This is a genomic window from Variovorax sp. PAMC 28711 (assembly GCF_001577265.1).
Classification (GTDB): Bacteria; Pseudomonadota; Gammaproteobacteria; order Burkholderiales; family Burkholderiaceae_C; genus Variovorax.
Map to the genome: position 1 here is coordinate 274,042 of NZ_CP014517.1, position 24,055 is coordinate 298,096.

The 24,055-nt window shown below is 66.0% G+C and carries 29 protein-coding genes and 2 pseudogenes; 26 read left to right on the top strand and 5 right to left on the bottom strand.

Annotated features, from left to right (window positions below):
• Window positions 1-69 precede the first annotated feature (69 nt).
• From AX767_RS01525 to AX767_RS01570, 11 genes and pseudogenes are all read left to right on the top strand, one after another.
• A complete protein-coding gene (locus AX767_RS01525; RefSeq protein WP_156480925.1) occupies window positions 70-516 on the top strand; it encodes a hypothetical protein in 447 nt (148 codons plus the stop codon).
• On the top strand, window positions 513-1,025 hold the full coding sequence (locus AX767_RS01530; protein WP_068628055.1) for a hypothetical protein: 513 nt from the start codon (window positions 513-515) through the stop codon (window positions 1,023-1,025). Before AX767_RS01525 ends, AX767_RS01530 begins: the two co-directional genes overlap by 4 nt.
• Complete coding sequence (locus AX767_RS01535) at window positions 1,022-1,720, top strand: hypothetical protein (protein WP_068628056.1); 699 nt, start codon at window positions 1,022-1,024, stop codon at window positions 1,718-1,720. The genes AX767_RS01530 and AX767_RS01535 overlap by 4 nt, the downstream gene beginning before the upstream one ends.
• A complete protein-coding gene (locus AX767_RS21190; protein WP_156480926.1) occupies window positions 1,717-1,902 on the top strand; it encodes a hypothetical protein in 186 nt (61 codons plus the stop codon). Before AX767_RS01535 ends, AX767_RS21190 begins: the two co-directional genes overlap by 4 nt.
• On the top strand, window positions 1,899-2,408 hold the full coding sequence (locus AX767_RS01540) for a hypothetical protein (protein WP_068628057.1): 510 nt from the start codon (window positions 1,899-1,901) through the stop codon (window positions 2,406-2,408). Before AX767_RS21190 ends, AX767_RS01540 begins: the two co-directional genes overlap by 4 nt.
• Window positions 2,368-2,709 (top strand): annotated as a pseudogene (locus tag AX767_RS21645) (DNA cytosine methyltransferase); the annotation flags it as partial. The gene AX767_RS01540 and the pseudogene AX767_RS21645, both read left to right, overlap by 41 nt.
• 92 nt (window positions 2,710-2,801) lie before the next feature.
• The gene (locus tag AX767_RS22205; RefSeq protein WP_210392609.1) at window positions 2,802-3,170 is read left to right on the top strand and encodes a hypothetical protein; all 369 of its coding nucleotides are present in this window, start codon (window positions 2,802-2,804) and stop codon (window positions 3,168-3,170) included.
• Window positions 3,167-3,649, top strand: a complete 483-nt coding sequence (locus tag AX767_RS01555; protein ID WP_068628060.1) for a hypothetical protein — start codon at window positions 3,167-3,169, stop codon at window positions 3,647-3,649. The genes AX767_RS22205 and AX767_RS01555 overlap by 4 nt, the downstream gene beginning before the upstream one ends.
• A complete protein-coding gene (locus AX767_RS01560; RefSeq protein ID WP_068628061.1) occupies window positions 3,646-3,873 on the top strand; it encodes a DUF4224 domain-containing protein in 228 nt (75 codons plus the stop codon). Before AX767_RS01555 ends, AX767_RS01560 begins: the two co-directional genes overlap by 4 nt.
• Window positions 3,866-4,888, top strand: a complete 1,023-nt coding sequence (locus AX767_RS01565; RefSeq protein ID WP_237288518.1) for a tyrosine-type recombinase/integrase — start codon at window positions 3,866-3,868, stop codon at window positions 4,886-4,888. The genes AX767_RS01560 and AX767_RS01565 overlap by 8 nt, the downstream gene beginning before the upstream one ends.
• A 56-nt stretch (window positions 4,889-4,944) precedes the next feature.
• Window positions 4,945-5,574: a flavin reductase family protein gene (locus AX767_RS01570; RefSeq protein WP_068628063.1), complete on the top strand. Its 630-nt coding sequence runs from the start codon at window positions 4,945-4,947 to the stop codon at window positions 5,572-5,574.
• A gap of 9 nt (window positions 5,575-5,583) precedes the next feature.
• Here AX767_RS01570 and AX767_RS01575 read toward each other — a convergent pair whose 3' ends face one another.
• From AX767_RS01575 to AX767_RS01585, 3 genes are read right to left on the bottom strand one after another with little or no spacing between them, the layout of a single operon-like run.
• Window positions 5,584-6,279 carry an alpha/beta hydrolase gene (locus AX767_RS01575; protein WP_237288519.1) on the bottom strand — a complete coding sequence of 232 codons (696 nt, stop codon included), beginning with the start codon at window positions 6,277-6,279 and terminating at the stop codon, window positions 5,584-5,586.
• On the bottom strand, window positions 6,276-7,313 hold the full coding sequence (locus tag AX767_RS01580; RefSeq protein ID WP_156480927.1) for an NAD(P)H-dependent flavin oxidoreductase: 1,038 nt from the start codon (window positions 7,311-7,313) through the stop codon (window positions 6,276-6,278). The genes AX767_RS01575 and AX767_RS01580 overlap by 4 nt, the downstream gene beginning before the upstream one ends.
• Window positions 7,314-7,339: 26 nt before the next feature.
• Complete coding sequence (locus AX767_RS01585; protein ID WP_068628065.1) at window positions 7,340-7,798, bottom strand: Lrp/AsnC family transcriptional regulator; 459 nt, start codon at window positions 7,796-7,798, stop codon at window positions 7,340-7,342.
• Window positions 7,799-8,008: 210 nt separating this feature from the next.
• Here AX767_RS01585 and metC point away from each other — a divergent pair, with 210 nt between their 5' ends.
• From metC to AX767_RS01645, 14 genes and pseudogenes are all read left to right on the top strand, one after another.
• On the top strand, window positions 8,009-9,118 hold the full coding sequence (gene metC, locus AX767_RS01590) for a cystathionine beta-lyase (RefSeq protein WP_068633236.1): 1,110 nt from the start codon (window positions 8,009-8,011) through the stop codon (window positions 9,116-9,118).
• A gap of 15 nt (window positions 9,119-9,133) precedes the next feature.
• Entirely contained in the window at window positions 9,134-9,484 is a 351-nt protein-coding gene (locus tag AX767_RS21195; RefSeq protein ID WP_156480928.1) for a hypothetical protein, read from the top strand.
• Window positions 9,485-9,499: 15 nt separating this feature from the next.
• Entirely contained in the window at window positions 9,500-10,528 is a 1,029-nt protein-coding gene (locus AX767_RS01595; RefSeq protein WP_068633238.1) for a Bug family tripartite tricarboxylate transporter substrate binding protein, read from the top strand.
• 22 nt (window positions 10,529-10,550) lie between these two features.
• On the top strand, window positions 10,551-12,002 hold the full coding sequence (locus tag AX767_RS01600) for a flavin-containing monooxygenase (protein ID WP_068628066.1): 1,452 nt from the start codon (window positions 10,551-10,553) through the stop codon (window positions 12,000-12,002).
• Between the two features lie 43 nt (window positions 12,003-12,045).
• Complete coding sequence (locus AX767_RS21655) at window positions 12,046-12,564, top strand: CMD domain-containing protein (protein WP_068628067.1); 519 nt, start codon at window positions 12,046-12,048, stop codon at window positions 12,562-12,564.
• A complete protein-coding gene (locus AX767_RS21660; protein WP_068628068.1) occupies window positions 12,561-13,163 on the top strand; it encodes a peroxidase-related enzyme in 603 nt (200 codons plus the stop codon). The genes AX767_RS21655 and AX767_RS21660 overlap by 4 nt, the downstream gene beginning before the upstream one ends.
• 59 nt (window positions 13,164-13,222) lie before the next feature.
• A complete protein-coding gene (locus AX767_RS01615) occupies window positions 13,223-14,821 on the top strand; it encodes an ABC transporter substrate-binding protein (RefSeq protein ID WP_068628069.1) in 1,599 nt (532 codons plus the stop codon).
• A gap of 1 nt (window position 14,822) precedes the next feature.
• Window positions 14,823-15,731: an ABC transporter permease gene (locus AX767_RS01620; RefSeq protein ID WP_237288520.1), complete on the top strand. Its 909-nt coding sequence runs from the start codon at window positions 14,823-14,825 to the stop codon at window positions 15,729-15,731.
• Between the two features lie 72 nt (window positions 15,732-15,803).
• Window positions 15,804-16,634: an ABC transporter permease gene (locus AX767_RS01625; protein ID WP_068628070.1), complete on the top strand. Its 831-nt coding sequence runs from the start codon at window positions 15,804-15,806 to the stop codon at window positions 16,632-16,634.
• Window positions 16,631-18,262 (top strand): ABC transporter ATP-binding protein, encoded by a 1,632-nt coding sequence (locus tag AX767_RS01630; protein ID WP_068628071.1) that lies wholly within the window; start codon window positions 16,631-16,633, stop codon window positions 18,260-18,262. Before AX767_RS01625 ends, AX767_RS01630 begins: the two co-directional genes overlap by 4 nt.
• A 4-nt stretch (window positions 18,263-18,266) precedes the next feature.
• Window positions 18,267-19,394 (top strand): DUF2817 domain-containing protein, encoded by a 1,128-nt coding sequence (locus AX767_RS01635; RefSeq protein WP_068628072.1) that lies wholly within the window; start codon window positions 18,267-18,269, stop codon window positions 19,392-19,394.
• Between the two features lie 4 nt (window positions 19,395-19,398).
• The gene (locus AX767_RS01640; RefSeq protein ID WP_068628073.1) at window positions 19,399-20,037 is read left to right on the top strand and encodes a VOC family protein; all 639 of its coding nucleotides are present in this window, start codon (window positions 19,399-19,401) and stop codon (window positions 20,035-20,037) included.
• Between the two features lie 28 nt (window positions 20,038-20,065).
• Window positions 20,066-20,170: pseudogene (locus AX767_RS21750) on the top strand (peroxidase-related enzyme); the annotation flags it as partial.
• Window positions 20,171-20,252: 82 nt separating this feature from the next.
• Complete coding sequence (locus AX767_RS01645; RefSeq protein ID WP_068628074.1) at window positions 20,253-21,302, top strand: Bug family tripartite tricarboxylate transporter substrate binding protein; 1,050 nt, start codon at window positions 20,253-20,255, stop codon at window positions 21,300-21,302.
• Window positions 21,303-21,322: 20 nt separating this feature from the next.
• Here the strand turns inward: AX767_RS01645 and AX767_RS21215 are convergent, their stop codons facing one another.
• Window positions 21,323-21,571, bottom strand: a complete 249-nt coding sequence (locus tag AX767_RS21215; RefSeq protein ID WP_156480929.1) for a hypothetical protein — start codon at window positions 21,569-21,571, stop codon at window positions 21,323-21,325.
• A 63-nt stretch (window positions 21,572-21,634) separates the two neighbouring features.
• Here AX767_RS21215 and AX767_RS01650 point away from each other — a divergent pair, with 63 nt between their 5' ends.
• A complete protein-coding gene (locus AX767_RS01650) occupies window positions 21,635-22,798 on the top strand; it encodes a TPM domain-containing protein (RefSeq protein WP_082754747.1) in 1,164 nt (387 codons plus the stop codon).
• Between the two features lie 30 nt (window positions 22,799-22,828).
• Here the strand turns inward: AX767_RS01650 and AX767_RS01655 are convergent, their stop codons facing one another.
• Window positions 22,829-24,052 (bottom strand): DUF1501 domain-containing protein, encoded by a 1,224-nt coding sequence (locus AX767_RS01655; RefSeq protein WP_068628076.1) that lies wholly within the window; start codon window positions 24,050-24,052, stop codon window positions 22,829-22,831.
• Window positions 24,053-24,055 lie beyond the last annotated feature (3 nt).

Sequence of the window (24,055 nt, forward strand, 5' to 3'; positions counted from 1 at the left end):
GGACCGATTGACCATTTCGGAATGGGGTGGCGCTTGGAGTCCTGCTACCACCCCCACCGGGAGCCCGCAATGAACAAAGAGACGAATCAGAGCCTGCCGGAGTTGCGCAAAGCTCTGCTTGATGCCGCGAAATCCCTGCAAACGATCAGCGTTCAAGCAGGCCGGGGCGAGTTCATGACTGAAGACAGCGAGGTAAGGGCCTATGCCGCCAGCCGCGCACGAGTCGCATTTGACGCCCTTCAGGCAATCGCAGCGCCACCGGAGGGATGGCAGCCGATTGAAACGGCGCCGAAGAATGGGACTGCGATCCTTGCTTTGTGGACGCGATTCCCTCACATGGACCTAAACCGAGATTGCTACAGCGTGGTCGCATGGATCGATGACATGCATTGGGCCAGCATTGACGAGGTAGATCACGCTTTCGCAAGCCCCGACCGCTGGATGCCTCTGCCACCGCCACCGAAAACCACCCCCGCTGCTCCCCTCGCGGTTGAACCCAAGGAGTCGAAGACATGAGCCAACAACCTACCGATGCGCAGATCGAAGCCGCAGCAAAAATCATCGCCGAGTGCATGGACTACCCGTGGGCGCACATGCCGGAGCAAGGCCGAAAGACCATGCGCGAGCACGCCTCCAAGGTGGCCGCAGTCCTCTCCCTGCACCCAGCACCATCAGCAGCGGAACCGGGGGCGCCCAAACCCTACGCCTACGCGATCATCATTCCCGACGAGAGACGCGTTGAGCTTGTGCACGACTTAGACGAGGCGGTAGACGAACTGACGAACTGCGCGTGTGAGGTGCTGCCGCTCTACGACCACCCCGCACCGAGCACTGCGCAAGGTCTGGATGATGCGGTGAAGCCGGCTATTTTTGGTGATGAAGACCATGTGTTGGTTCCTCGTGGCCTGCTTGGCGCAGCGTGCTCTGCGATCGACAAAAAGCGCGACGGCACCAAAGTACTGGCTGAGTTGCGGCGCTACACAACCGGTGACCTGTCCGCAGCCAACAAAGGAGAGACGAAATGAGCGGCACCCCCACCCTCCCCGCGCAGCCCATCAAGATCGTGCCGGGCGACGAGTTACACCTGACCATCCTCGGCGCACCGTTCGGCTTCAACTTCCTGACTGGCAAGGATCGTCAAGACATGCTCGCCTATGGCCGCGCAGTCTGGACCGCCGCCCTCGCATCCGGGGCGACACAGCCGAGCGAGCAAGCCGAAGAAGACGCAGCCGTGATCGACAAACTGGCGCGGCTTCTGGCTGGCGTTGCCATTGCGCTCAAAGGCGACGAACTGCCGCTACACCGGCACGGCTACCACGACCTCCCTGAATTGGCTGCAAAGCTCAGGCTTGAAGTCGATCTGTGCCGCCATTTGTACCGCTCTCAGGCCACTCCACCCACAGGGGAGACGCAGGCAGTGCCGAGCGATGCGGCCCGCGATGTGCTGGCCGAGCGTCAGCGCCAGATCATGTCAGAGGGCTGGACGCCTGAGCATGATGACGCCCATGACGGGGGCACGCTGGCTGTGGCTGCTGCCTATTACGCGCTCAACGATGTGAGCCATACATATGGCTCCGTCTCTTGGCCTTGGGCATCCGAATGGTTGAAAGACAAAGGTCCCCGCCGCAACCTCGTTCGGGCTGGCGCGCTGATCATTGCTGAAATCGAGCGCCTTGACCGCGCAGCCCTTGCAACCCAGCCACCCAAGGACAAGCCATGAACCTCGTGCCAACTTGCAATTTCCGTTTTGAACGGCGCGCGGTAAGTGCCCCCGCCCAAACGATTGGCGGCGGAATGATTCGTGCCGAGCGGTTGATCCTGCAGCAGATGTTTTGGTCTGGCAACAAGCAGCTTTGGGTTGATGTGCCGACTGTTGAAGCAGAGAAAGAGCCCAAACCATGACCAGCAACCCAGACGATACGGGGCGAGCCGCTCCTCTGGATGAGCGCGCACTGCCACGCTTGACGGCGGGCTACATGGACGCATGCATGGGTAAGCCCGCCGACCACAATGAGATTGGACTGCACTACTTCATGGCCGGCTGGGTATCAGGGCGTGAAGCAATGGACCGCGCCAGCCTGCCGACAGAGGCGGACAAGGTGGATGCAGAACTTGCCATCGACAACGTGCTGTGCTCCGTGCTGCCCGGCGTTTACTACATGGACCCGCCCGATGGTGGCAGCGTCACGCCGCTTGAGCAGGTGCAGCGCATGGCGAAGGACGCTGCGCGCTATCGGTGGCTTAAGGAGACGTACACCGCCGCTAACTTCGATCCAGCCAGCCTCGATCTCGGCGACAAAGGCGTTGTGCTGATGTTCGTCGCACCGGACGACATGCTGGTGTCCTCGGATCTTGACGAAATGATCGATGACGCTGCTCGGCAGACACCAGGAGGTGGCAGTGAATGAGCTTCATCTATTCGCAGGCGCTGGTGGCGGCATCCTTGCAGGGCAGCTACTTGGACGCCGATGTGTTTGTGCCGTCGAGTACGAGCCCTACGCCCAAGCCGTCCTCGTCGCGCGCCAGAACGACGGCACTTTCCCCCCTTTCCCGATTTGGGATGACGTGCGAACCTTTGACGGCCGACCTTGGCGAGGCCGTGTTGATGTCGTGGCTGGCGGCTTCCCCTGCCAAGACATCAGCGCAGCCGGTGGTGGCGAAGGACTTGATGGTGAACGCTCCGGTCTCTGGAGCGAAATGGCGCGGGTCGTTTGCGAAGTACAACCCAGCCGAGTCGAAGTGGAAAACTCACCAATGCTCACTTCTCGGGGCTTGGACGAGTTCTCGGAGACTTGGCCGCGATGGGGTATGACTGTCGCTGGGGAGTCATTTCTGCTGCCGACGTGGACGCCCCCCACCTTCGAGAGCGAATCTGGATCAGCGCTCATTTGGCCGACCCCGATGGCAGGGAAGAAATGGCCGACACCGTGCGCCAGCGCGAGCAAAGGTTCGTCGCCTGGAGCCTTGACCCGCAAAAGCGGGAAGGACAGATCGAACGACAGGATCGATCACGCAGTCATGGCCTCAGACGGTGGCCAGCTGAACCCGGAGTGGGTCGAGTGGTTGATGGGCTGGCCTATCGGGCACACCGCATTAGAGCCCTTGGCAATGGACAGGTTAGCCGAGTGGCGGCGGTCGCATGGACTGTTCTATCAGGAGAGCGAAAGTGAGTGCTGATAGCTACAAGGCTTGGGTCGAGAAAAATCCTGAACGCGCCGCCAACCGCTGGCAGGAATGGAAAGACCGCAACCCTGAAAAGGCGGCAGCAGCGTACAAAAAATGGTACGAAGCCAACAAAGAGACGGCCCGCGCGCAGAAGCGCGAAGTGATGAAAAGGCTTCGAGCCGAGAACCCTGACAAATACAACGCGCAATCAGTCGCCGCCAAAGCCAGAGAGCGGGAGCAGCTTTTCGAAATGTACGGGCATGTCTGCATGCGCTGCGGGTTCTCCGACAAGCGCGCCTTGACCTTGGATCACATCAAGAACAACGGCAACGTGGAGCGCGCCGAACTTGGAGAGCGTGGCGTCTATCGCAGGGCGAAGGCGTCGCATCAACCAGGCGACTATCAAATTCTCTGTATGAACTGCCAATTCATCAAGCGGACTGAAGCTGCAACAGCATGGCGCATCTTGAAGGAGACAGCATGAGCCTATTCCTCAATGCCGAAGACATCGCGGAACTCACCGGCATCCGGGCCGGCAAGGATGGCAAGAGCCGCGAAGAGCGGCAGATTGCTACGCTACGCCAGATGAAGATCCCGCACTACGTCAACGCCGTGGGCCGTCCGGTGGTCGCGCGCGCCGTCATCGAAGGAACTGGCGCCCAGCCGGCGCCGATCCTGTCATGGGAACCGAGGCTTGCGCATGGCTAAAACCTCAATGCAGCACTTCCTCGCGCGGACTCAGAAGTCCGGACGGGTCTACTACTACTTCGACGCGGGCGGCAAACCACGCAAGGAAATCCCGCTCGGCAGCGACTACATCTCGGCGGTGCGCAAGTGGGCCGAGCTGAAGGCCCAGCACGAAGTGGCTGCAGCCGTAACCACCTTCCCAGAACTGGCTGCTCGCTACGAGCGCGAAGTCCTGCCCAACCTGGCGAAGAGCAGCCAGATCACCTACAAGGCCGACCTCAAGCACCTGCGCGCGTTCTTCGGAAATCCGCCTGCGCCGCTGGATAGCATCCGCCCGAAGCACATCGATGCGCTACTGCAGTGGAAGAAAGACCACCCGACCACGGCCACCAGGCTCAAGCGCTTGTTCTCGGTCATGTTCAACCTGGCGCGCAAGTGGGACTACACGAACAACGCCAACCCCTGCGCCGGCATCAAGGGCTTCACCGCACCGAAGCGCGAGGTCTACATCACGGACGCGATCTTCCGCGCGGTGTGGGAGCAGGCTACGGCCCCGCTGCGCGATGCGATGGATCTTGCCTACTTGACCGGGCAGCGCCCCGGCGACGTGCTGGAGATGACCGAGAGGCACATCGTGGACGGCATGCTGGAGGTCAAGCAGCACAAGACCAAGACGCGCCGGCGCATCCGCATCGAAGGCGAGCTGGCGACCGTGATCCAGCGCATCAAGACGCGCAAGGAAGGCTACAAGGTCTGGAGCGCAAACCTCACGGTGAACCTGCGCGGGCTGCGCCTGGCGAAGAAGACGATGCGGGAGATGTTCGTGACTGCGCGCGCGAAGGCGGCAGATGCGAATCCAGAGTTGCGCGAGGCAATCGAGGCGTTCTGGTTCTATGACCTGAGAGCGAAGGCGGCTGATGATGTGGCCGACGAGCACGACGACCAGACGGCATCGAACTTGCTCGGCCATGGGAGTGTGGCGATCACCACGCGGCACTATCTGCGCAAGGGCAAGATCGTTGCACCGACTCGCTGAATGCGGAGCGCTCCGCAAAGGCATTCAAAAATGATAGCAACAAACCCGCACCAGCAATGGACATCGACTTCGCCACCCTCACCGAATACCAGCGCTACAAATTGATGGCCAGCCTGATCGTGCCGCGGCCGATCGCGCTCGTCACCACGCTGGGCACAGACGGCGTGGTCAACGCCGCGCCTTTCAGCATGTTCAACATGATGGGTGAGGAGCCACCGATCGTGATGATCAGCGTGAACCGGCTGCAGGACGGCGCGCTGAAGGACACGGCCGCCAACATCGTTCGCACGAAAGAGTTCGTGGTGCACCTGGCCGACGAAGACACGGCCGAGCAGATGCATCGCTGTGGCGAGCGCCATCCGCCGCATGTGAGCGAACTCGACGTGGTCGGCTTCACCGCGCTGCCGAGCAACTTCGTCAAACCGCCGCGCATCGCCGAGGCGCCGGTGGCTTTCGAGTGCACGCTGTGGGAAACGCTCGAAACCGAGAGCCGCCAGATCTTCATCGGCCAGGTGAGATGGATGCACGCGCGCGACGAACTCATCGACACCGAAACGTGGCGCGTGCGCCTGCAGCACTACTTTCCGGTCGGGCGCTTCGGGGCGAGCTTTTATGTCAAGACCCGCGATCGGTACTCGCTCGCCGCGCAGGGCGAAACGCGGACCACACCGATCGACGAGATGTGAGCGGGCCGATCAGGCGACGGTGAGCGACTGCAGCCAGTCGATCGACTGTTGCAGCTCGCCGGGCCGGATCTCGTGCCCGCCCGGAAAGTCGGCGCCCGACAGCGCGATCGGCAAGGTGCCGACCACCGCGCGCGTGTGCTCCGCCGCCGCCAGCGGGATCACGGCGTCGTCGGTGCCGTGGCTCACCCACAGCGCCTTGCCTTCGAAGGCCTCGCGCGGTGCCACGTGCGGCTCCACCTGCACCAGCAGCCGGCTGTGCCAGACCATGGCAGCGCGCAACTTTTCGGGCTGCGTCAGCAACAGCGAGAGCGACATGATCCCGCCCTGGCTGAAGCCACCGACCACCGTGCGCTCCGGTGGAATGCCGAGCTGCTCGCCGATCGACGAGACCAATTCGCCGACCAGAAAGCGACTCTCGCGCTCCTGCCCCTCGTCGATGGTGCGACGGCCGTCGGCGGCCACCTGGAACGCGAACCACGCATAGGCATCCGGCGCCATCACGTTGGGTGCGCGAAGGCTGACGACGTGGAACTGCGGCGGCATCAGGTGGGCCAACCCGAACAGGTCGCCCTCGTTGCTGCCGACACCGTGCAACAGCACCAGCAACCAGGGCTCGGCGATGTCCGCGCGGACGGGGCGCGCCAGGAACGAGAGCGGCAAGTGCAAGGTGGGCGGCTGGGGCTCGATCGGATTCATCGTTTTCATTTTCCTGTTCCTTCGGCCAGCGCACGTGTCACTTCGGCGGCGGGAACCGCGCGACACCCTGTCGCATTTTGGCCCGACCACAGCGGCGTGAAGTCAGTGTTGCCCAGAGCCTCTGCCCTGGCGCGCAAGGGCGCGATGCCCGACGTGGCGAGCGGGAACGCTGGCGGCGCATTTCCGATCGGCCCGAGCTCCCGCATCACGCGGTTCACGACGCCGCGTGCCGGCCGGCCGGTGAACACGTTGGTCAGCGCCGTGTGCCGCGCCGCATCGCTCTGCAGCGCCGCGCGATGCAAATTCGACGTCGTGGCTTCGGGGCACAGCAGATACGCCGTGCCGACCTGCACACCGGCCGCGCCGAGCGCCATGGCCGCCGCCACGCCCTCGGCATCGGCAATGCCGCCCGCTGCGATCACCGGCACCCGGAGCCGCCGCACCAGCTGGGGCAGCAAGGCGAAGGTGCCGAGTTGCAGCGTGAGATCGTGCGAGAGAAAATGACCGCGGTGCCCGCCGGCTTCGAGGCCTTGCGCGATCACCACGTCCGCCCCGTGCGCCTCGAGCCAGAGCGCTTCATCGAGCGTGGTGGCCGAAGCCAGCACCTTTGCGCCCCAACCCCGCACCCGTTCCAGCGACGCGGCCGACGGCAAGCCGAAATGAAAGCTCACGACCGGCGGCGCGAATTCGGCCAGAAGCGTGGCCGCGGCTTCGTCGAACGGATGGCGACCCGGGCCGGCACCGATGCTGGTCGGGTCGATGCCGTACTCGGCGTAGTAAGGCGCCAGCGCACCGCGCCAGGCGGCTTCGCGTGCGGCGTCGGGCACAGGCGGCGTGTGGCAGAAGAAGTTGACGTTGAAGGGCTTGTCGGTGCCGGCGCGGATCGCCGCGAGCTCGCCGCGCAGCGCATCGGGCGTGAGCATCGCGCCGGGCAGTGAACCCAGCCCGCCTGCGTTGCTCACCGCGATGGCGAGCGCACTGCCCTGCACGCCGGCCATCGGGGCCTGGATCACCGGCCATCGAATCCCGAGAAGATCTTTCATGCAGCCGATTGTCTCCGGCGCGGGCATCAGGCGTAGTCGAGTGGCAGCGCAGTCGTGTACTTGATCTGCTCCATCGCGAAGCTGGAGCTCACGTCGGACAACTCGACCTCGCGGATCATGCGTTTGTAGACAGCGTCGTAGGCCTTGATGTCGGGCACGACCACTCGAAGCAGGTAGTCGTTGTCGCCGCTCATCCGGTAGAACTCGACGATCTGCGGGATGGCCGCGACCACTGCGCTGAAGCGCTTGAACCACTTTTCGTTGTGCTGGCTGGTGCGGATCGCCACGAACACCGTCACGCCCACGTTGAGCTTGTCGGGGTCGAGCAAGGCCACCCGCTGGCGGATGTAGCCCTCACGCTCCAGCCGCTGGATGCGCCGCCAGCAGGGCGTGGCCGAGAGGCTCACCTGCTCGCTGATTTCCTGCAGCGACGCGCTCGCATTGACTTGCAGCAGCTCGAGAATCAACTTGTCGATTTTGTCCATGGGAGTAGGCACATCCAATATTCATCGCGTCAGGAGCAATATTTTGCGCCATACGTCGAATACAGGGAACATTTCAGCAAAAGAAACCCCGCCGCTCTTCCTAGACTGGAGCACCGACAACAGCATCTGCGAAAGACCGGCCCGTTGACTTCCTTCGAATCAGAAACCCACCTCGTGCGCGCAGGGCGCGACCCGTCGAGCCATGCGGGCATGGTCAACACGCCGGTTTTTCGCGGCTCCACGATCTTGTCGAACTCGCTCGGCGAATGGGAATCGCGCAAGCTGCCGGGCAATCCGTACGCGTCGTACGGACGCTTCGGTACGCCCACGACCCGAGCGCTCGAGACCGCACTCGCCGAACTGGAAGGCGGCCATCGCTCGATCGTTTTTCCTTCGGGTCTGGCCGCCTGCACGCACAGCCTCATGGCCCTGTTGAAGCCGGGCGACCATGTGCTCTTGACCGACAGCGTGTACGGCCCGACGCGCGACTTCGCGCTCAGCGTGCTCACGCGTTTCGGCATCGAGGTCGAGTTCTTCGATCCACTCGCAGGCAGCGAGATCCGGCATCAGATCCGTCGCAACACGCGCGTCGTGTTCGTCGAGTCGCCCGGCTCGGCCACTTTCGAAGTGCAGGACATCCCGGCGATCGCGCGCGAGGCGCACAAGGTGGATGCGTTCGTGGTGATGGACAACACATGGGCCAGTCCCTTGTTCTTCAAGCCTTTCGAACACGGTGTCGACATCTCGATCCAGGCCGCGACGAAGTACATCGTTGGCCACTCCGACGCACTGCTCGGCGCCGCGACGGCGAACGAGCGCGCATGGTCGCTGCTGCAGCGAACCGCACACGACTTCGGCCAAACTGCCGGTCCCGACGACCTCTACCTCGCGCTGCGCGGCCTGCGCAGCCTGTCGGTGCGCCTGCACCGCCATTGGGAAAACGGCGTGCTGCTGGCCGAGAGCCTGGCGCGTCACCCGATGGTCGCGCAGGTGCTGCACCCTGCCCTGCCCGGCGACCCGGGCCACGCGCTGTGGCGGCGTGACTTCAAGGGCGCGAGCGGCCTCTTCGCCATCGCGCTGAAGCCGGTGAGCCGCGACGCGCTCGCCGTGTTCTTCGACAGCCTCGAGTTGTTCGGCATCGGCCTCTCTTGGGGCGGCTACGAAAGCCTCGTGCTGCCGATGCTGGAGGCGCCTGCGCGTGCTGTTCGTCCCTGGAAACTCGAAGGCCCGATGGTCCGCGTCCATGCCGGACTGGAATCGTGCAACGACCTGATGCTCGACATGCAATCCGCACTCGACCGCATGCAGCGACACGCCTGACCACGCGACGCCATCATGAACGGGCACAACGCTCTTTCTCCTGTCAACGGCCCGTCTTGTGCGGGCCGTTTTTGTTTGGGCACGCGCATCGAAACGTGCATCGAAAGCGACAACGCACTCTTTTCAAGCGCCCTGGCGCGCGTATGGTCGGCTGGGCGCGCGCGCGCCGGTCGAGGTGCGATTCCAGCGGTCGAAATATTTTCCCCCATGGGGGCCGCTGAAAGAAAATCCACATTCGCGCACAATCGCAATAACGAACGATATTGGAATATTTTTCCAAGTTATATGCATATAGCGCAATCTTCTATTCGACAAAGCGAATTCGATCGCTCATTAATTACTACTTGGCATGGACATTGCCTTTAATTGCCTAAGTTCCTGATCACTTTTCACCGACGTGACCCGTATGACCCATCGACTCTTCCCCGCCGCGCGGCAGCCGCGCTCTTCGCCGTTGCCCTGTCGCTCGTCGTGCATTCGACGCCGGCATCGGCGGACGAGTGGCCCTCCAAGCCCATCATGATGATCATGGGATTCCCGGCCGGCTCCGGGGTCGATGTGGTGGCCCGCGCCATCCAGGAGCCCTTGGGCAAGGAGCTGGGCCAGCCGGTCATCATCGACTACAAGGCCGGTGCCGCCGGCAACATCGCCAGTGAGTACGTGGCACGCGCCAAACCCGACGGCTACACGCTGGTCTTCGGCACGGCCGCCACGCACGGCAGCAACGCGGCGCTCTACAAGAAGCTCCCCTTCGATGTCGAGAACGACTTCATCGCGGTGTCGCCGGTGCTCGATGTGTCGAACGTGCTCACCATCAATCCGGACGTCATCAACGTCACGACGCTCAAGCAGTTCGTCGACCTGGTGAAGGCGAATCCCGGAAAGTACAACTACGCGTCGACCGGCAACGGCGCCGGCACGCACATGGCCTTTGCCGAGTTCAACTCGCGGCTCGGACTGCAGATGACACACGTGCCCTACAAGGGTGGCCCCGAGGCCATCAGTTCGGTGGTGAAGGGCGAGACCTGCTGCATCATGAATCAGGTGCAGACGGTGCTGCCGCAGTACAAGGCCGGCAAGGTGCGCCTGCTGGGCGTGACCACTGCGGCGCCCGTGGCAGCCGTGAAAGAAGTGCCGACGATCGCGTCCAGCGGGCTGCCCGGCACGGCCGGTTTCGACAGCTCGATCTGGTTCGCGGTCTTCGCGCCGAAAGGCACCGACCCGACGATCGTCGACAAGCTCAATGCCGCCATCAAGTCGGTCATGGCCGAACCCGAATTGCGCGCAAAATTCGAGAGCCAGGGCAACACGGTACGCGTCGAGTCGCCCGCGCAGTTCAAGAAAACGGTGCATGACAACCGCATGAAGTGGGCAGAGGTCGCGAAGGCCGCCAACATCAGCCTCGACTGACCGCGCACTCCGAGCTCCCCAGATGACCATGGAACTCCCCTCCTCTTCCAGCGGCGCGCCCATCGGGCTCGCCGCCCTCGAACACCGACTGGCGCGCGACCTGGAATGTCTCGGCTGGCCGGCCCGCGCCTGGATGCCGCCGCAGCCGGACGACCTCGGCATGCCTCAGCACGACGTGGTCGTCATCGGCGGTGGCCAGGCCGGCCTGGCTGCGGCCGCCGCGCTCGCGCAGCAAGGCATCCACGCCATGGTGCTCGACCGCGCAACCTTCGACTTCGAAGGCCCCTGGGCCACCACGGCGCGCATGGAAACGCTGCGCTCGCCCAAGGAGCTCACCGGGCCTGCGCTGGGCCTGCCGGCACTGACCTTCCGCGCCTGGTTCGAGGCGCAATTCGGTGCCGACGACTGGGCACGACTCGACAAGATCCCACGCCTGCAGTGGATGGACTACCTGCGCTGGTATCGCCGCGTGATGGCCGTCGACGTGCGCAACGAAACGACAGTGACCGCGGTGCGCCCGCGAGCCGACGGCAAGGTGCAGCTCGACCTGTCCACGCCGGCCGGCCCGAGCCGCGTGCTGGCGCGCCGCGTCGTGCTCGCGACCGGCCGCGACGGCCTCGGCGGGCCGGCGGTTCCCGGCTTCATGCAGTCGCTCGACCGCGCACGCTGGGCGCATTCGTCCGACGTGATGGACTACCGCACGCTGAAAGGTTTGCGCGTGGGCGTGGTGGGCGCAGGCTCGTCGGCGATGGACAGCGCCGCGACCGCGCTCGAGGCCGGCGCCGCGAGCGTCGACCTGTTGATTCGTCGCGACGACCTGCCGCGCATCAACAAATCCAAGGGTGCCGGCGTGCCGGGGCTGACCCACGGCCATTTCGATCTGCCCGACACGCTCAAGTGGAAATTGCGTCACTACATCAACGTGGCCAACGTGCCGCCACCGCACGGCAGCACGCTGCGCGTGTCGCGCCACGCCAATGCGCGCTTCAATTTCAGCTGCCCGATCCTGTCCGTCGAGCAGGACGGCGCCGCGCTGCGCGTGAGCACGCCGAAGCGGGAATTCGCCTTCGATTTCCTCATCGTCTCGACCGGCTTCAAGGTCGACTGGCATGCGCGGCCGGAGTACGCCGCGATCGCCTCGCACGTGCGTGCCTGGAAAGACCGTTTCGTGCCCGCACCGGGCCAGGAAGACACCGAACTCGCCGACTCCCCCGACCTCGGCCCGTTGTTCGAGCTGCAGGAAAAGACACCGGGCGCATGCCCCGGGCTCGACCGCATCCATTGCTTTTGCTATCCCGCGACCTTGTCGCACGGCTCGGTCTCGGGCGACATCCCGGCGATCAGCGAAGGCGCTCGGCGCCTCGCCACCGGCCTGGCCAGCGCGTTCTACCGCGAAGACTTCGAGCACCACTACGCGAAGCTCGAAGCCTACGACGACCCCGAGTTGCTGGGCAACGAATGGGTGCCCGCTTGATCCTCGCCGACCCCCATTCGGATTCACTCAACCCGCTCCAGACATGACAACCCTTGCATCCCCGATCGACGTGATCGACCAGATCGTCCCGCTGGTCCCCGGCAGGCCAACCCATGCCGCGCGCCACGAGCGCGCCAAGGTGGTCGCCGCCACCCAGGCCAGCTACGAAGGCATGTTCTCGCCCGACATCGAAGGCATCTCGGTCGTCGAGCGCCTGTTGGTCGCCTTCCACACCGCAGTGCTGTCGAAAGACGCTGCACTGGCCGCGCATTACCGCAGCCGCCTCGTCGTCGAAAAAGCCGATCCAGCGCTCATCGACGCTGTCGAAACCGGCGCGATCGCCACGTTCGACAGCGAACGCATCGCGACCATCCTGGGTTTCACCACCAAGCTGATCGAGCGACCCATTGAGGGCGATCGCGCTGCCGTGCAGGCGCTGGTCGATGCGGGCCTCACGACGCCGGCCATCGTCGCGCTCGGCCAGCTCATCGCCTTTCTGTCGTACCAGGTGCGCGTCGTCGCTGGCCTGAAGGCGATGGCCGCAGCGGAGGTGACCGCATGAGCGCCGTCATCCACATCAACGGCTTCACCAACGCGGTCCTCGACTGGGCCTCCTGGCTCGACACCGTGCAGCTCGACAACGCCACGCCCGAGCAGATCGCCGCGCTCGACGAGATGAGCCCGACGGCCAAGCAGTCGGCCTACTTCCTGTTGCTGGCGCACCAGCCCGAGATCCTGCTGCAGCGCTCCATCGCCTTCAACGCGATCATGTTCGCGCCGGGCGGCATGCCGCGCGCTGAACGCGAACTCGGCGCCACGGTGGAGTCGCGTATCAACGGCTGCGTGTACTGCACGTCGGTGCACGCGCAGCGCTTCGAACAACTCGCCAAGCGCCGCGATGTGATCGAGCAGGTCTTCGAAGACCCGCTCACTGCCGGCACCACCGACCGCGAGAAAGCCATCGTGCAGTTTTCGGCCGAGCTCACGCTGCGGCCCGATGCGCTGTCGGCCTCGCACGTCCATGCGCTCAAGGCCGTCGGCCTGACCGACATCGAAGTGCTCGACCTGGTGCATTCGGTCGCGCTCTTCGCGTGGGCCAATCGCCTGATGCTCAACCTCGGCGAGCCGATCTTCCCGAGCGCGACCGCCGACGCGGGCTGAGCGTATTTTTCCTTTCCTGTCCTTTCCTTTTTCCAACGCCTCCACTTGAAGAGATCCGGATGAAACTCACACGTCGCAACGCCCTCATGACCGCCCCGGCCCTCGCGCTGTCCCTCAGCGTTCCGGGCCTGCTGCAGGCCCAGACGCAACCCCGCCGGGGCGGCAGCATCACCGTTCACATGAGCGGCGAGCAACGCATCCTGAACCCGGCGTTGCGCGCGTCGACCGGCGTCTACGTGGTGGCCGGCAAGATCATGGAAGCGCTGGTCGACCTCGACGCCAAGGGCGAGCCCACGCCGGTGCTCGCAACCTCGTGGTCGTCGAGTGCCGATGGCAAGACCATCACCTTCAAGCTGCGCCAGAACGTCAAGTGGCACGACGGCAAGCCCTTCACTTCGGCCGACGTGCAGTACACGGCGATGGAGATGTGGAAGAAGCACCTGAACTACAGCACCGTGCTGCAGCTCTATCTCGACGCCGTCGACACGCCCGACGCCAACACGGCGGTTTTCAAGTATTCCAAGCCGATGCCCATGGGCTTGCTGCTGCGCGCGCTGGCCGACCTCGGCTATGTCGCGCCCAAGCATCTGTACGCCGGCACCAACGTCATCGAGAACCCGGTCAACACCGCGCCGATCGGCACCGGACCGTTCAAGTTCTCGAAATACGAGCGCGGCCAATACATCATCGCGGTGCGCAACGAGGCCTACTGGCGCCCCGGCTTCCCCTACCTCGACCAGATCGTCTGGCGCTTCATTCCGGACCAGGCCGCCGCGGCGGCGGCCATCGAATCGGGCCAGGTGCAGATCAGCCCCGAAGGCGGCCTGGCGCTGGCCGACCTCGAGCGCCTGAAAAAGGGCGGCAAGTTCGAGGTGGGGAGCCGCGGCAACGAAGGCAACGCGGTCATGAACACGGTGGAGTTCAACTTCCGCCGCAAGGAACTCGCCGACAAGCGCGTGCGCGAAGCGATCATCCGCTCGCTCGACGTCAAGTTCTTCTGCGAGAACTTCCTGTACGGCTTCGCCAATCCGGCGACCGGCATGATCCCGAGCTCGTCGAAGGCGTTCTACGACAAGAACACGCCGCAATATCCGTTCGATCGCAAGAAGGCCGAGGCGCTGCTCGACAGCGCCGGCTACCCGAAGAAGGCCGACGGCAAGCGCTTCACGCTGCGTCTGGTGCCTGCGCCATGGGGCGAGGACATCACGCTGTGGTCGACCTTCATGCAGCAGTCGCTGCAGCAAGTGGGTATTGGTGTGGAGATCGTGCGCTACGACGCCGCGGGCTTCCTCAGCAACGTCTACAAGGACTGGAATTTCGACCTCGCGACCGGCTGGCACCAGTACCGCGGCGACCCCGCCGTGTCGACCACGGTGTGGTACCGCTCCGGCAGCCCCGCAGGCGCGCCCTGGACCAACCAGTGGGGCTGGAAGTCGGATTCGATCGACCAGCTCATCGATGCCGCCGCCTTCGAGATCGACCCGGCCAAGCGCCGCAAGCTCTACGTCGACCTGGCCTCTCAGGTCAACACCGAGCTGCCGCTCTGGATGGCGATCGAGCGCTTGCTGATCTCGGTGACGAGCAGCAAGCTGCAGAACCATCACAACCAACCGCGCTGGATTTCCAGCAGCTGGGCCGACCTGTGGGTGACGGCCTGACATGGCGATCCTCTCGCTGGCGCTGCGCCGGTTGCTCTCGAGCATTCCGACGCTGCTGCTGATCCTGGCCGGGCTCTTCCTGCTGCTGCAACTGGCGCCCGGCGACACCGTCGATGCACTGGTCGCGCAAATGGGTGGCGGCGATCCGGCCATGATGGAACAGCTGCGCCGCTTCTACGGGCTCGACGCGTCGGTGCCCGTTCAGTTGGCGCGCTACATGTGGCATCTGGTGCGCTTCGATCTCGGCTACTCCGCGATCTACGGCAAGCCGGTGATCGATGTGATCCTCGCGCGCCTGCCGGCCACGCTGCTGCTGATGGGCGCCGCGCTGTCGCTGTCGTTCGTCGCCGGCCTCGTGCTCGGCGTGGTCGCCGCGCGCCGCGTGAACAAGTGGCCCGACACCACGATCTCGCTGCTGGGCCTCGTGTTCTACGCCACGCCTTCGTTCTGGTTCGGCCTCATGGGCATCGTGGTGTTCGGCGTGTACCTCGGCTGGCTGCCGACAGGCGGCTTCGAAACCATCGGCGCGGGCTTCACCGGCCTGGACAGCGCGCTGGACATCGCACGCCATCTGGTGCTGCCGACCATCACGCTGGCCATGATCTACCTCGCGATCTACCTGCGGATCATGCGGGCCTCGATGCTCGAAGTGCTCTCGCTCGACTTCGTGCGCACCGCGCGCGCCAAGGGCCTGTCGGAAACCTGGGTGGTGATCCGCCATGTGCTGCGCAACGCGTTGCTGCCGATGGTCACGCTCGTGGGCTTGCAGGCCGGCGGCATGCTCGGCGGCTCGGTGGTGGTCGAGAGCGTGTTCGCGCTGCCCGGCTTGGGCCGGCTGGCCTACGAATCCGTGGTGCAGCGCGACCTCAACACCCTGCTGGGCATCGCCTTCATCTCGCACTGGTGGTGATTTCCATCAATTTCCTGGTCGACATCGCCTACGCCAAGCTGGACCCGCGCATCGCCTCGAGCCACTGACGCCATGAAATTCCTCAAACTCTATTTGCGCGGACCGGCCGCGGTGATGGGCCTGGTGCTGCTCGCCGCGGTGGTGTTCATGGCGCTCTTCGCCGACGTGTTCTACCCGGGCGATCCGCTGCAGTTGGCCGGCCGGCCGCTGATGTGGCCTTTGCAGAACCCGCGCTTCCTGCTCGGGACCGATGCCTCGGGTCGCGACATTGCGGCCCAGCTGTTTCACGGTGCGCGCATCTCGCTCTTGATCGGCTTTGCCGCGACCTTCGTGGCGATCTCGCTCGGCGTGGTGGTTGGCGCGCTCGCCGGCTTCTACGGCGGCAAGCTGGACGAGTTCCTGATGCGCGTCACCGAGGCCTTTCAGACGGTGCCCAACTTCCTGCTGCTGCTGATCCTGATCGCGGTGTTCGGCTCCAACCTCACCGCCGTCACGCTGGCGATCGGCGTGGTGTCGTGGCCGGCGCCGGCGCGGCTCACGCGCGCCGAGTTCATGACGCTGCGCAACCGCGAGTTCGTGCAGGCCTGCCGCACGCTCGGGCTGCGCGACAGCGCGATCATCTTCCGGGAGATCCTGCCCAACGCGATGCCGCCGCTCATCGTCTATGCCAGCGTGGTGATGGCGCTGGCCATCCTCATGGAGAGCGCCCTCGCCTTCCTCAATTTGTCAGACCCGAACGTCGCCTCGTGGGGCAACCTGATCGGCATGGGCCGCGGTGTGCTGCGCACCCAGTGGTACGTATCGGCCATACCCGGTGTGGCGATCCTGCTGGTGGTGCTGGCCGTTTCGCTGGTCGGCCAGGGCCTGAACGACGCCCTCAATCCCCGTGTGAAATCGCGATGAAACCGATCCTCCAACTTCAGCGGCTGAACGTCGCGCTGCCGCCCGGCGCCGATCGCACGCATGCGATCCGCGACCTCGACCTCTCGCTCTCGCCCAACGAAATCCTTTGCGTGGTCGGCGAGTCGGGCTCCGGCAAATCGATGACGGCGGGCGCCATCATGGGTTTGCTGCCCAGCGGTGTGCGGGCCGACAGCGGCTCGGTGCTGTTCGACGGGCAAGACCTGCTCGCGCTCAGCGAGGCCGAAATGCGCAAGGTGCGCGGCGCGAAGATCGCCATGGTGTTCCAGGAGCCGATGACCGCGCTCAACCCGCTGCGCACCGTCGGCGACCAGATCGGCGAAATGTTCCGCGTCCACACGACGCTCGATGCGCGCGAGATCAAGGCACGCGTGATCGCGCTGCTCACCGAGGTGCACATCCCCGACCCCGAAGCCTCGGCACGCGCGTTCCCGCACGAGCTCTCGGGCGGCCAGCGCCAGCGCGCCATGATCGCGATGGCGCTCGCGCTCGAACCGCGCGTGCTGATCGCCGACGAGCCCACCACCGCGCTCGACGTGACCACGCAAGCGCAGATCCTCGTGCTGATTCGCGACCTGCAAAAGCGAAAGGGCACCGCGGTGCTTTTCATCACGCACGACTTCGGCGTGGTGGCCGAGATCGCCGACCGCGTGGCGGTGATGCAGAACGGCGTGCTCGTCGAACACGGCCCCGCGGCGCAGATCCTGAATTCGCCGCAGCATCCCTACACCCGAAAGCTGATCGCCGCCGTGCCGGCGCTCACCCCGCCACCGGCCCGCGCGCTCGGCACCGAGCCCGCGCTGGTGGTCGACAAGCTCACCATGGTGTATCGCACCGGCGGCGGTTTCTTCGGCCGCGGCAAGCGCGTGACCAAAGCGCTCGATGACGTCTCGCTGGTGCTGCCCAAAGGCGCCACGCTCGGCGTGGTGGGCGAATCCGGTTCGGGCAAGTCGACGCTGGCGCGCTGCATCGTGCGGCTGCTCGACCCCGAGAGCGGCACGATCCGCATCGGCGACGTCGATCTGGCGAGCATGTCGCGCCGCGAACTGCGCCAGGCCACGCGCCGCGTGCAGATGGTTTTCCAGGACCCGTATGCGTCGCTGAATCCGCGCCGACGCGCGGGCGATCTGGTGGCGCAGGGGCCGATCGCACACGGTGTTTCCCGGGCCGATGCGCGCAAGAAAGCACAGTCGCTGTTCGCGCTGGTCGGCCTCGACCCGGCGGCCATCGACCGCTATCCGCACGAGTTCTCGGGCGGCCAGCGGCAACGCATCGGCCTCGCGCGCGCGCTGGCGCTCGACCCCGAGATCCTCGTGGCCGACGAGCCGGTGTCGGCGCTCGACGTGTCGGTGCAGGCCCAGGTGCTCGACCTGCTCGCCGACCTGAAAGTGCGGCTCGGCCTGTCGATGGTGTTCGTCACGCACGACCTGCGCGTGGCCGCGCAAATTTGCGACCAGGTCGCGGTGATGCACAAGGGCCGCATCGTCGAGACCGGTCCGGCCGACCGCGTGTTCACCGACCCGCAGCACGCCTACACACGCCAGCTCATCGAGGCCATCCCGGGCCGCAGCTGGTCTTCACGCGACACCCTCATGCCCTTGGCAGCCTGACTTCATGCACACGAAAACACTCGTTTCCGGCGCGCTCGCCGGCGACTGCTTCAGCCCCGACTACGCGACCGCACGCGCCCGCTTCCTGCTGGCCGCGGCACGCGCAGGCGCGCGGCTCGACACCTTCACGAACGACGCCGTAAAAGGCCCCGATGGGGGCGTGCTGACAACCGATGTCGCGGTGCTCGGCCCCGCCGATGCGGCGCGCGCGCTGCTCGTCATCAGCGCCACGCACGGACCCGAGGGCTTCGTCGGTTCGGCGGCGCAGATCGCGCTGCTCGACCATCTGGCGACCTCATCGACAGCGCTCGACGTGCGCGTCGTGCTGGTCCATGCGGTCAACCCCTGGGGTTTCGCGCACACGGTACGCACCACCGAGAACGGCGTCGACCTGAACCGGAACTTCATCGAATGGTCGAGAGGCGTGCCGGCGAATCCGCTTTATCCCGAGCTGCACGCGCTGCTGTTTCCGCCCGACTGGCGCCCCGAAGCGGGCAGCGCGGCGACCAACGCGGCCTGCGACGCGTGGATTGAAAGCCACGGCCGTGCCCGCTATGTGGACGCCACCAGCAAGGGCCAGTACACGCACCCCGACGGCTTTCACTACGGCGGCACGCAGCGCGAATGGTCGAACCGCACGCTCGAGGCCATCGTCGAGCGCCATCTCGCGACCGTGCGCAAGATCGCGCTGATCGACTGGCACACCGGCCTCGGCGAACGCGGCGAGCCCTTCTTCCTGTGCTTCAACGAACGGGCCGGCGCGGCCTGGCAACGCGCCTGCGCGTGGTGGGGCCAGGACCGCATCGAGACCCGCGGCGGCTTCGGCGGCGTCGATCGCCCGGCCTACACCGGCCTGCTGTTCGACGGCGTGCAGCGCTTCGCGCCAGAGGCCGAAGTCACCGGCGCGGTGATCGAATTCGGCACGCTGCCGAACGACGAGATGCGGCACGCGCTGCAGATCGAGCGACATCTCAAGCGCTCGCCCGACCTGTCGCCCGCCGAACGCGAACGCATGCGCGAACAGGTGGCCGACGCCTTCTCGCCGGCCTCGCTCGCCTGGCAACGCAGCGTGCTCACCCACGCCATCCAAATCCAGCAAGCCGCATTGGGCGGCCTGCACCACTGGGACTGACCACATGTTGAAAATCGACCACCTCCTCTGGGCCGTGCCCGACCTGCGCGCGGGCATCGACTACTTCGAAGAACTCACCGGCGTGCGCCCCGTCGAAGGCGGCTCGCATCCCGGCAAGGGCACGCGCAACGCGCTGCTCTCGTTCGGCGGCGGCCAGTACATCGAACTGCTGGGGCCAGATCCGGAGCAAGACCTCGCCACCGTGTCCGGTGGCTTCGTCCAGGACATCATCGCGCGCCCGGGCCCGGGCCTCCTGACCTTCGCGATGCACTGCACCGACATGAACGCGCTAGCCGCCGCCGCTGCCAAAGCCGACCTGCCGTTCCAGGGCCCGTTCGACTCGAGCCGCGCCCAACCCGACGGCACGAAGATTCACTGGACGCTGAGCCACACGAGCGGCTCGCCCTTCGGCCTGTACCTGCCGTTCTACATCGACTGGCTCGACACGAAGCATCCGTCGGTGACGGTGCCGGGCGGCCTCGAACTGCTCGACTTCGAAGTCGTGCATCCAAAGGCCACCGAACTGGCTGCGCTCTACGAAACGCTCGACGTCGGCGTCGGCGTCCGCGTGCGGCGTGGCGACCGGCCCGGCATGCGCGCGCTCATCCAGGCCGGCGGCACCGAAGTCGTGCTGAGCAGCTGAAGCGGCGCGGTCGTCCCGTCAGGGGGTCGCGGGCCTCACCGAGCTGCTCGACCTGGCGCACTCCGTGGCGCTCTTCGCCTGGGCCCATCGCCTGATGCTGAACCTGGGCGAACCGATTCCCGAGCCCGGCTGAGCAGCGTGCGGGACCGTGCGGGTCTGCAACAATCCGCGTCCCGACGGGACGCGTGCGCCTCACGTCACTCTTCAGGACCGCCATGCCCGCAGCGCCGGACTTTCCTCGTTCCGATCGACACCATCGACGCGCGCTCCTGCGCGGCGCCGCCGCCCTCGCCGCCATGGCCGTGCTGCCCGCCGTCGCACAGAACACCACAGACCCTGCAGCCACGGCGGCGCCCGTCAAGCCGTTGACGCTCGTCGTACCGTTTGCACCGGGCGGGCGTTCGAGCTGGCTGGCAGGACGCATGGCCGTCGGTCTGCATGGCGTGCTTGGCGAGACCCTCACCGTGGAACACCGCCCGGGTGATGTGATGGCCCGAATGGCTGAATTCGCCAACTCGGCCCCCGACGGACGCACGCTGTTGCTGGCCATGGTCCGCTTGCCGCGGCGCGGCGTTTTTTCTCAGGATGCCGAGAACGCCGTCGTCGACAGCCTGGTGCCGATCACCGTGGTGGCGCGCGAGCCGATGGTGCTGCTGATGGCCGAGCGGCGCGCGGCCGAGCTCGGCATCGCAAGCGTGGCCGACCTGCTGCGCTATGCACGCCAGCACCCCGGTCGCCTCACGATGGCGTCGGGCGTGGACGGCAGCACCAGCGAACAGGCGTCGGAGCTGTTCAAGACCCTGTCGCGCAGCTACATCACACGCCTCGCGGCCGCGGGCCTGACGCCGGATGCCGAGGCGGTGATCGAAGGGCGCATCGACCTGCTGTTCGCCACGCTGCACACCGCCCGTGGGAGCATCCGCTCGCATGAACTGCGTGCGCTCGCGGTGACGTCGGGGGCGCAATTTCCGTCACCGGGGCTGGACCGGTTGGGCACGTCCGCACCGGTACCGCTGTTGCAGTCCACGGCCGCCTTCGCGGGCTTCGAGGTGTACGACTACAGCGGGCTCTACGCGCCCAAGGGCACGCCGGCGGGCATTGCCGATGGCCTGCAGCGCGCCTGCGCGCGGCTCCTCGCAGACCCCGCGCTGCGACGCCTGCTGCTGAACAACAATGCCATTCCCGACGGGCTCACCCGTGTGGAATTTGCACAGCTGGAACTCGCCGAGGAGCGGCGCTGGCGACAAGCGCGCGGGCGCTGGTGATGGCCATGCCCGGTTGAGTCTCAGCGGGGCGCCGCCAGATCGGTGGCACGGTCCGGCACGAGCCAGCGCCCTTCATCGTCCATCACCGCACGCCCGCCGCGCACCGGAACGGCAGCGGCATCGCCAGCCGGCGCCACCACCCCGAGCACCCACGCCTGGCCGAGCCGCATGACGGAGCGCACCAGCGGGCGCTGCAAGGCGCGCCAGCCAGCAAAGAACGTGAGGCCATCGATGCAGGCGCAGCATATCGGGCGTGGCGCTGGCGGCAAGATGATCCGCGTTGCAGCACCGGCGCGCTCGGCGCCTGGAGCCGACTCGCTACGATCGGCCGCATGAAGATGAGAGCTCAGAGAACCTTCGCGTCGCCCCGCCACGGGTGGCTCCGTCTTGCCGTTGCGGTGTGCGTCGGTCTGTGGCTGCTGCTGACCATCGATGCGATGGCGCAGGTGCGCACCCAGCAGATGCCTGTGCCCGCGTTCAGTGCGCAAGTCACCGACCTCACGGGCTCGCTCTCTGCCGCGCAGCGTGAAGCCCTGGCGCAAAAGCTTGGCGTCTTTCAGACACAACACGGCCCGCAACTGGCGGTGCTGCTGGTGCCCACCACGGGCGCCGACGCGATCGAGCAGTACGCGACGCGCGTGTTCGACGCCTGGAAACTCGGCAATGCGAAGGACGATGACGGCCTGCTGCTGCTCGTGGCACTGGAGGACCGGCGCATGCGCATCGAAGTCGGCCAGGGCCTCGAGAGCCGCGTGCCCGACATCGTTGCCGGCCGCATCATCGACCAGCAGATGACGCCGCGCTTCCGGCAATCGGATGTCTACGGCGGCATCGACGCGGCGGTCGATGCGCTGATCGACCGGCTGGGCGGCAGCACGGTGGTGGGCCAAACCGAGGCCGGTGACGAATCGCCTGTCATCTCCTCCGAAACGCCGATGGACGATGCGCCCCGCGAGCGGCACGTGACGCCGTTCGGTTGGGTCTTCTTCGCCGCGTTCGCCGCCCTGCTCGGCTACAGCAGCTACCGCTGGCGCGCCATGCGCTTCGTGACGGCCGGCCTGGCGGTCATCGCCGCGGCGATCTGGGGCGTGTCGCGCCTCGTTGGCAACGGGGAAAGCGCGTTCCTGGTGGTGATTGGCGGTGGCTTCGCGGCCGTCTTCGGTTCGTTGATCCTGGGCATCACCGGCTTCGGCATGCTGGCGGCCTATCGCAGAAGCCGGACCGTCTTCACGGGGCAGTGGCTGATCGTGCTCGGCATCACGGGCTATGTCGCTTACGCCAACGAAGGCGAGTGGATACCGATCGCCATCGCGGCAGCGCTGTCGATGCTGTTCGTGTTCGCAGGCTCGCTGGGTGGCAATGGCGGGGGCGGCAGCAACGATGACGACGATGACTCGTCGAGCAGTTCATCGAGCAGCAGCTCATCGTCCAGCAGCAGCAGTTCTTCGGGCGGTGGTGGGTCGAGCAGCGGTGGCGGTGCGTCGGGCAGTTGGTAGCGCCGTCGCGAAGCCAATCGCGCGCCGGCGTCAGATCAGCGCGAGGTCCTTGGGTGCGACATCGCCGAAGACGTGCTCGAGCTGCGCCGGCGACAGCCCGTACATGCGCGCGAACAGGCCGCCGAGCACCGCGCGGTATTCGTTGAGCACGGGGTGGTCGCGGTTCTGGAACAGCGCGGCCGGCTGCGTCAGCACGACCTGCTCGCCCACAACGCGGCCGCCGGCCCGCGCCGACAAGCCACCGCCGAGCACCCAGTACACCGTGCCGTGGCCGTGGTCGGTGCCCTTGTTGCCGTTCTCGCGAAAGGTCCGGCCGAACTCACTGATGACCACCACCACCGTGTCGCGCCACGCGTCTTCGCCCATCGCCTCGGCAAAGCCCGCGACGCCGCGCCCCAGTTCGTCCAGCCGATTGGCCAGGTAGCCGGTGGCGGCGCCCTGCCCCACGTGCGTGTCCCAGCCGCCGACGTCGACGAAACCGAGGTCAAAACGCTCGCGCATGAGGCCCGCCATGCGGCGCGCCACCCGCTCGAAGCCCCTGGACGACATCGCGTTGCGACTGGCGGTTTCCATCTCGGCCTTGACGGCGCGCTGCACCTCGTCGCGCACCGCGAAGCCTTCGGCGACCGACTGCGCGAGCGCGGTGTTGCGGTACATCGCTTCGATCACCTGACTCTGCTTCGCATCGATCGCCTGCCGGCCGACTGCGCCGAGCGCCATGTTGGCGGCGCGCGCGTCGCCCCGCAGCACGATCGGCAACTGGTCGGTGAAGGCGATGGGCGACACTGCCGGGAGCGGGCCGCCGCCCAGCACACCTGCGAGCCGGTTCAGAAAGCCCGAGCGGTAATCGCGCCTGCGATCGAGCGCCTGGCCGAGCTCGATCGAGTCCTGCGTCTCGAAGTGGCTGCGCGTCAGGTCGTCGGTGCCGGCGAACGGGATGAAGGTGGCCTGCTTCTTCTCGAACAGCGGCAGCACGCTCGCGGCCAGCGCGGGATGCAAGCCCCACTGCGCATCGAGCGGCAACGCGCCGCCCGGTTGCCCGGGACGTGCGATGGCGAGGCTCGGCCGCGACGCGTCGTAGAAATCCCTCGCCGCCCCGGAGACCGGGACCAAGAGGTTGGCGCCGTCGTAGGCACCGCGCAAGAACACGACCAGGAGCTTGGCGTTGCCGGCCGATGGCGCGGCGATGAGTTGTCCGACGCCGGTGGCGAGTGGCACGGCAGCGAGGGATTTGAGGAGTGCGCGACGTTGCATGGC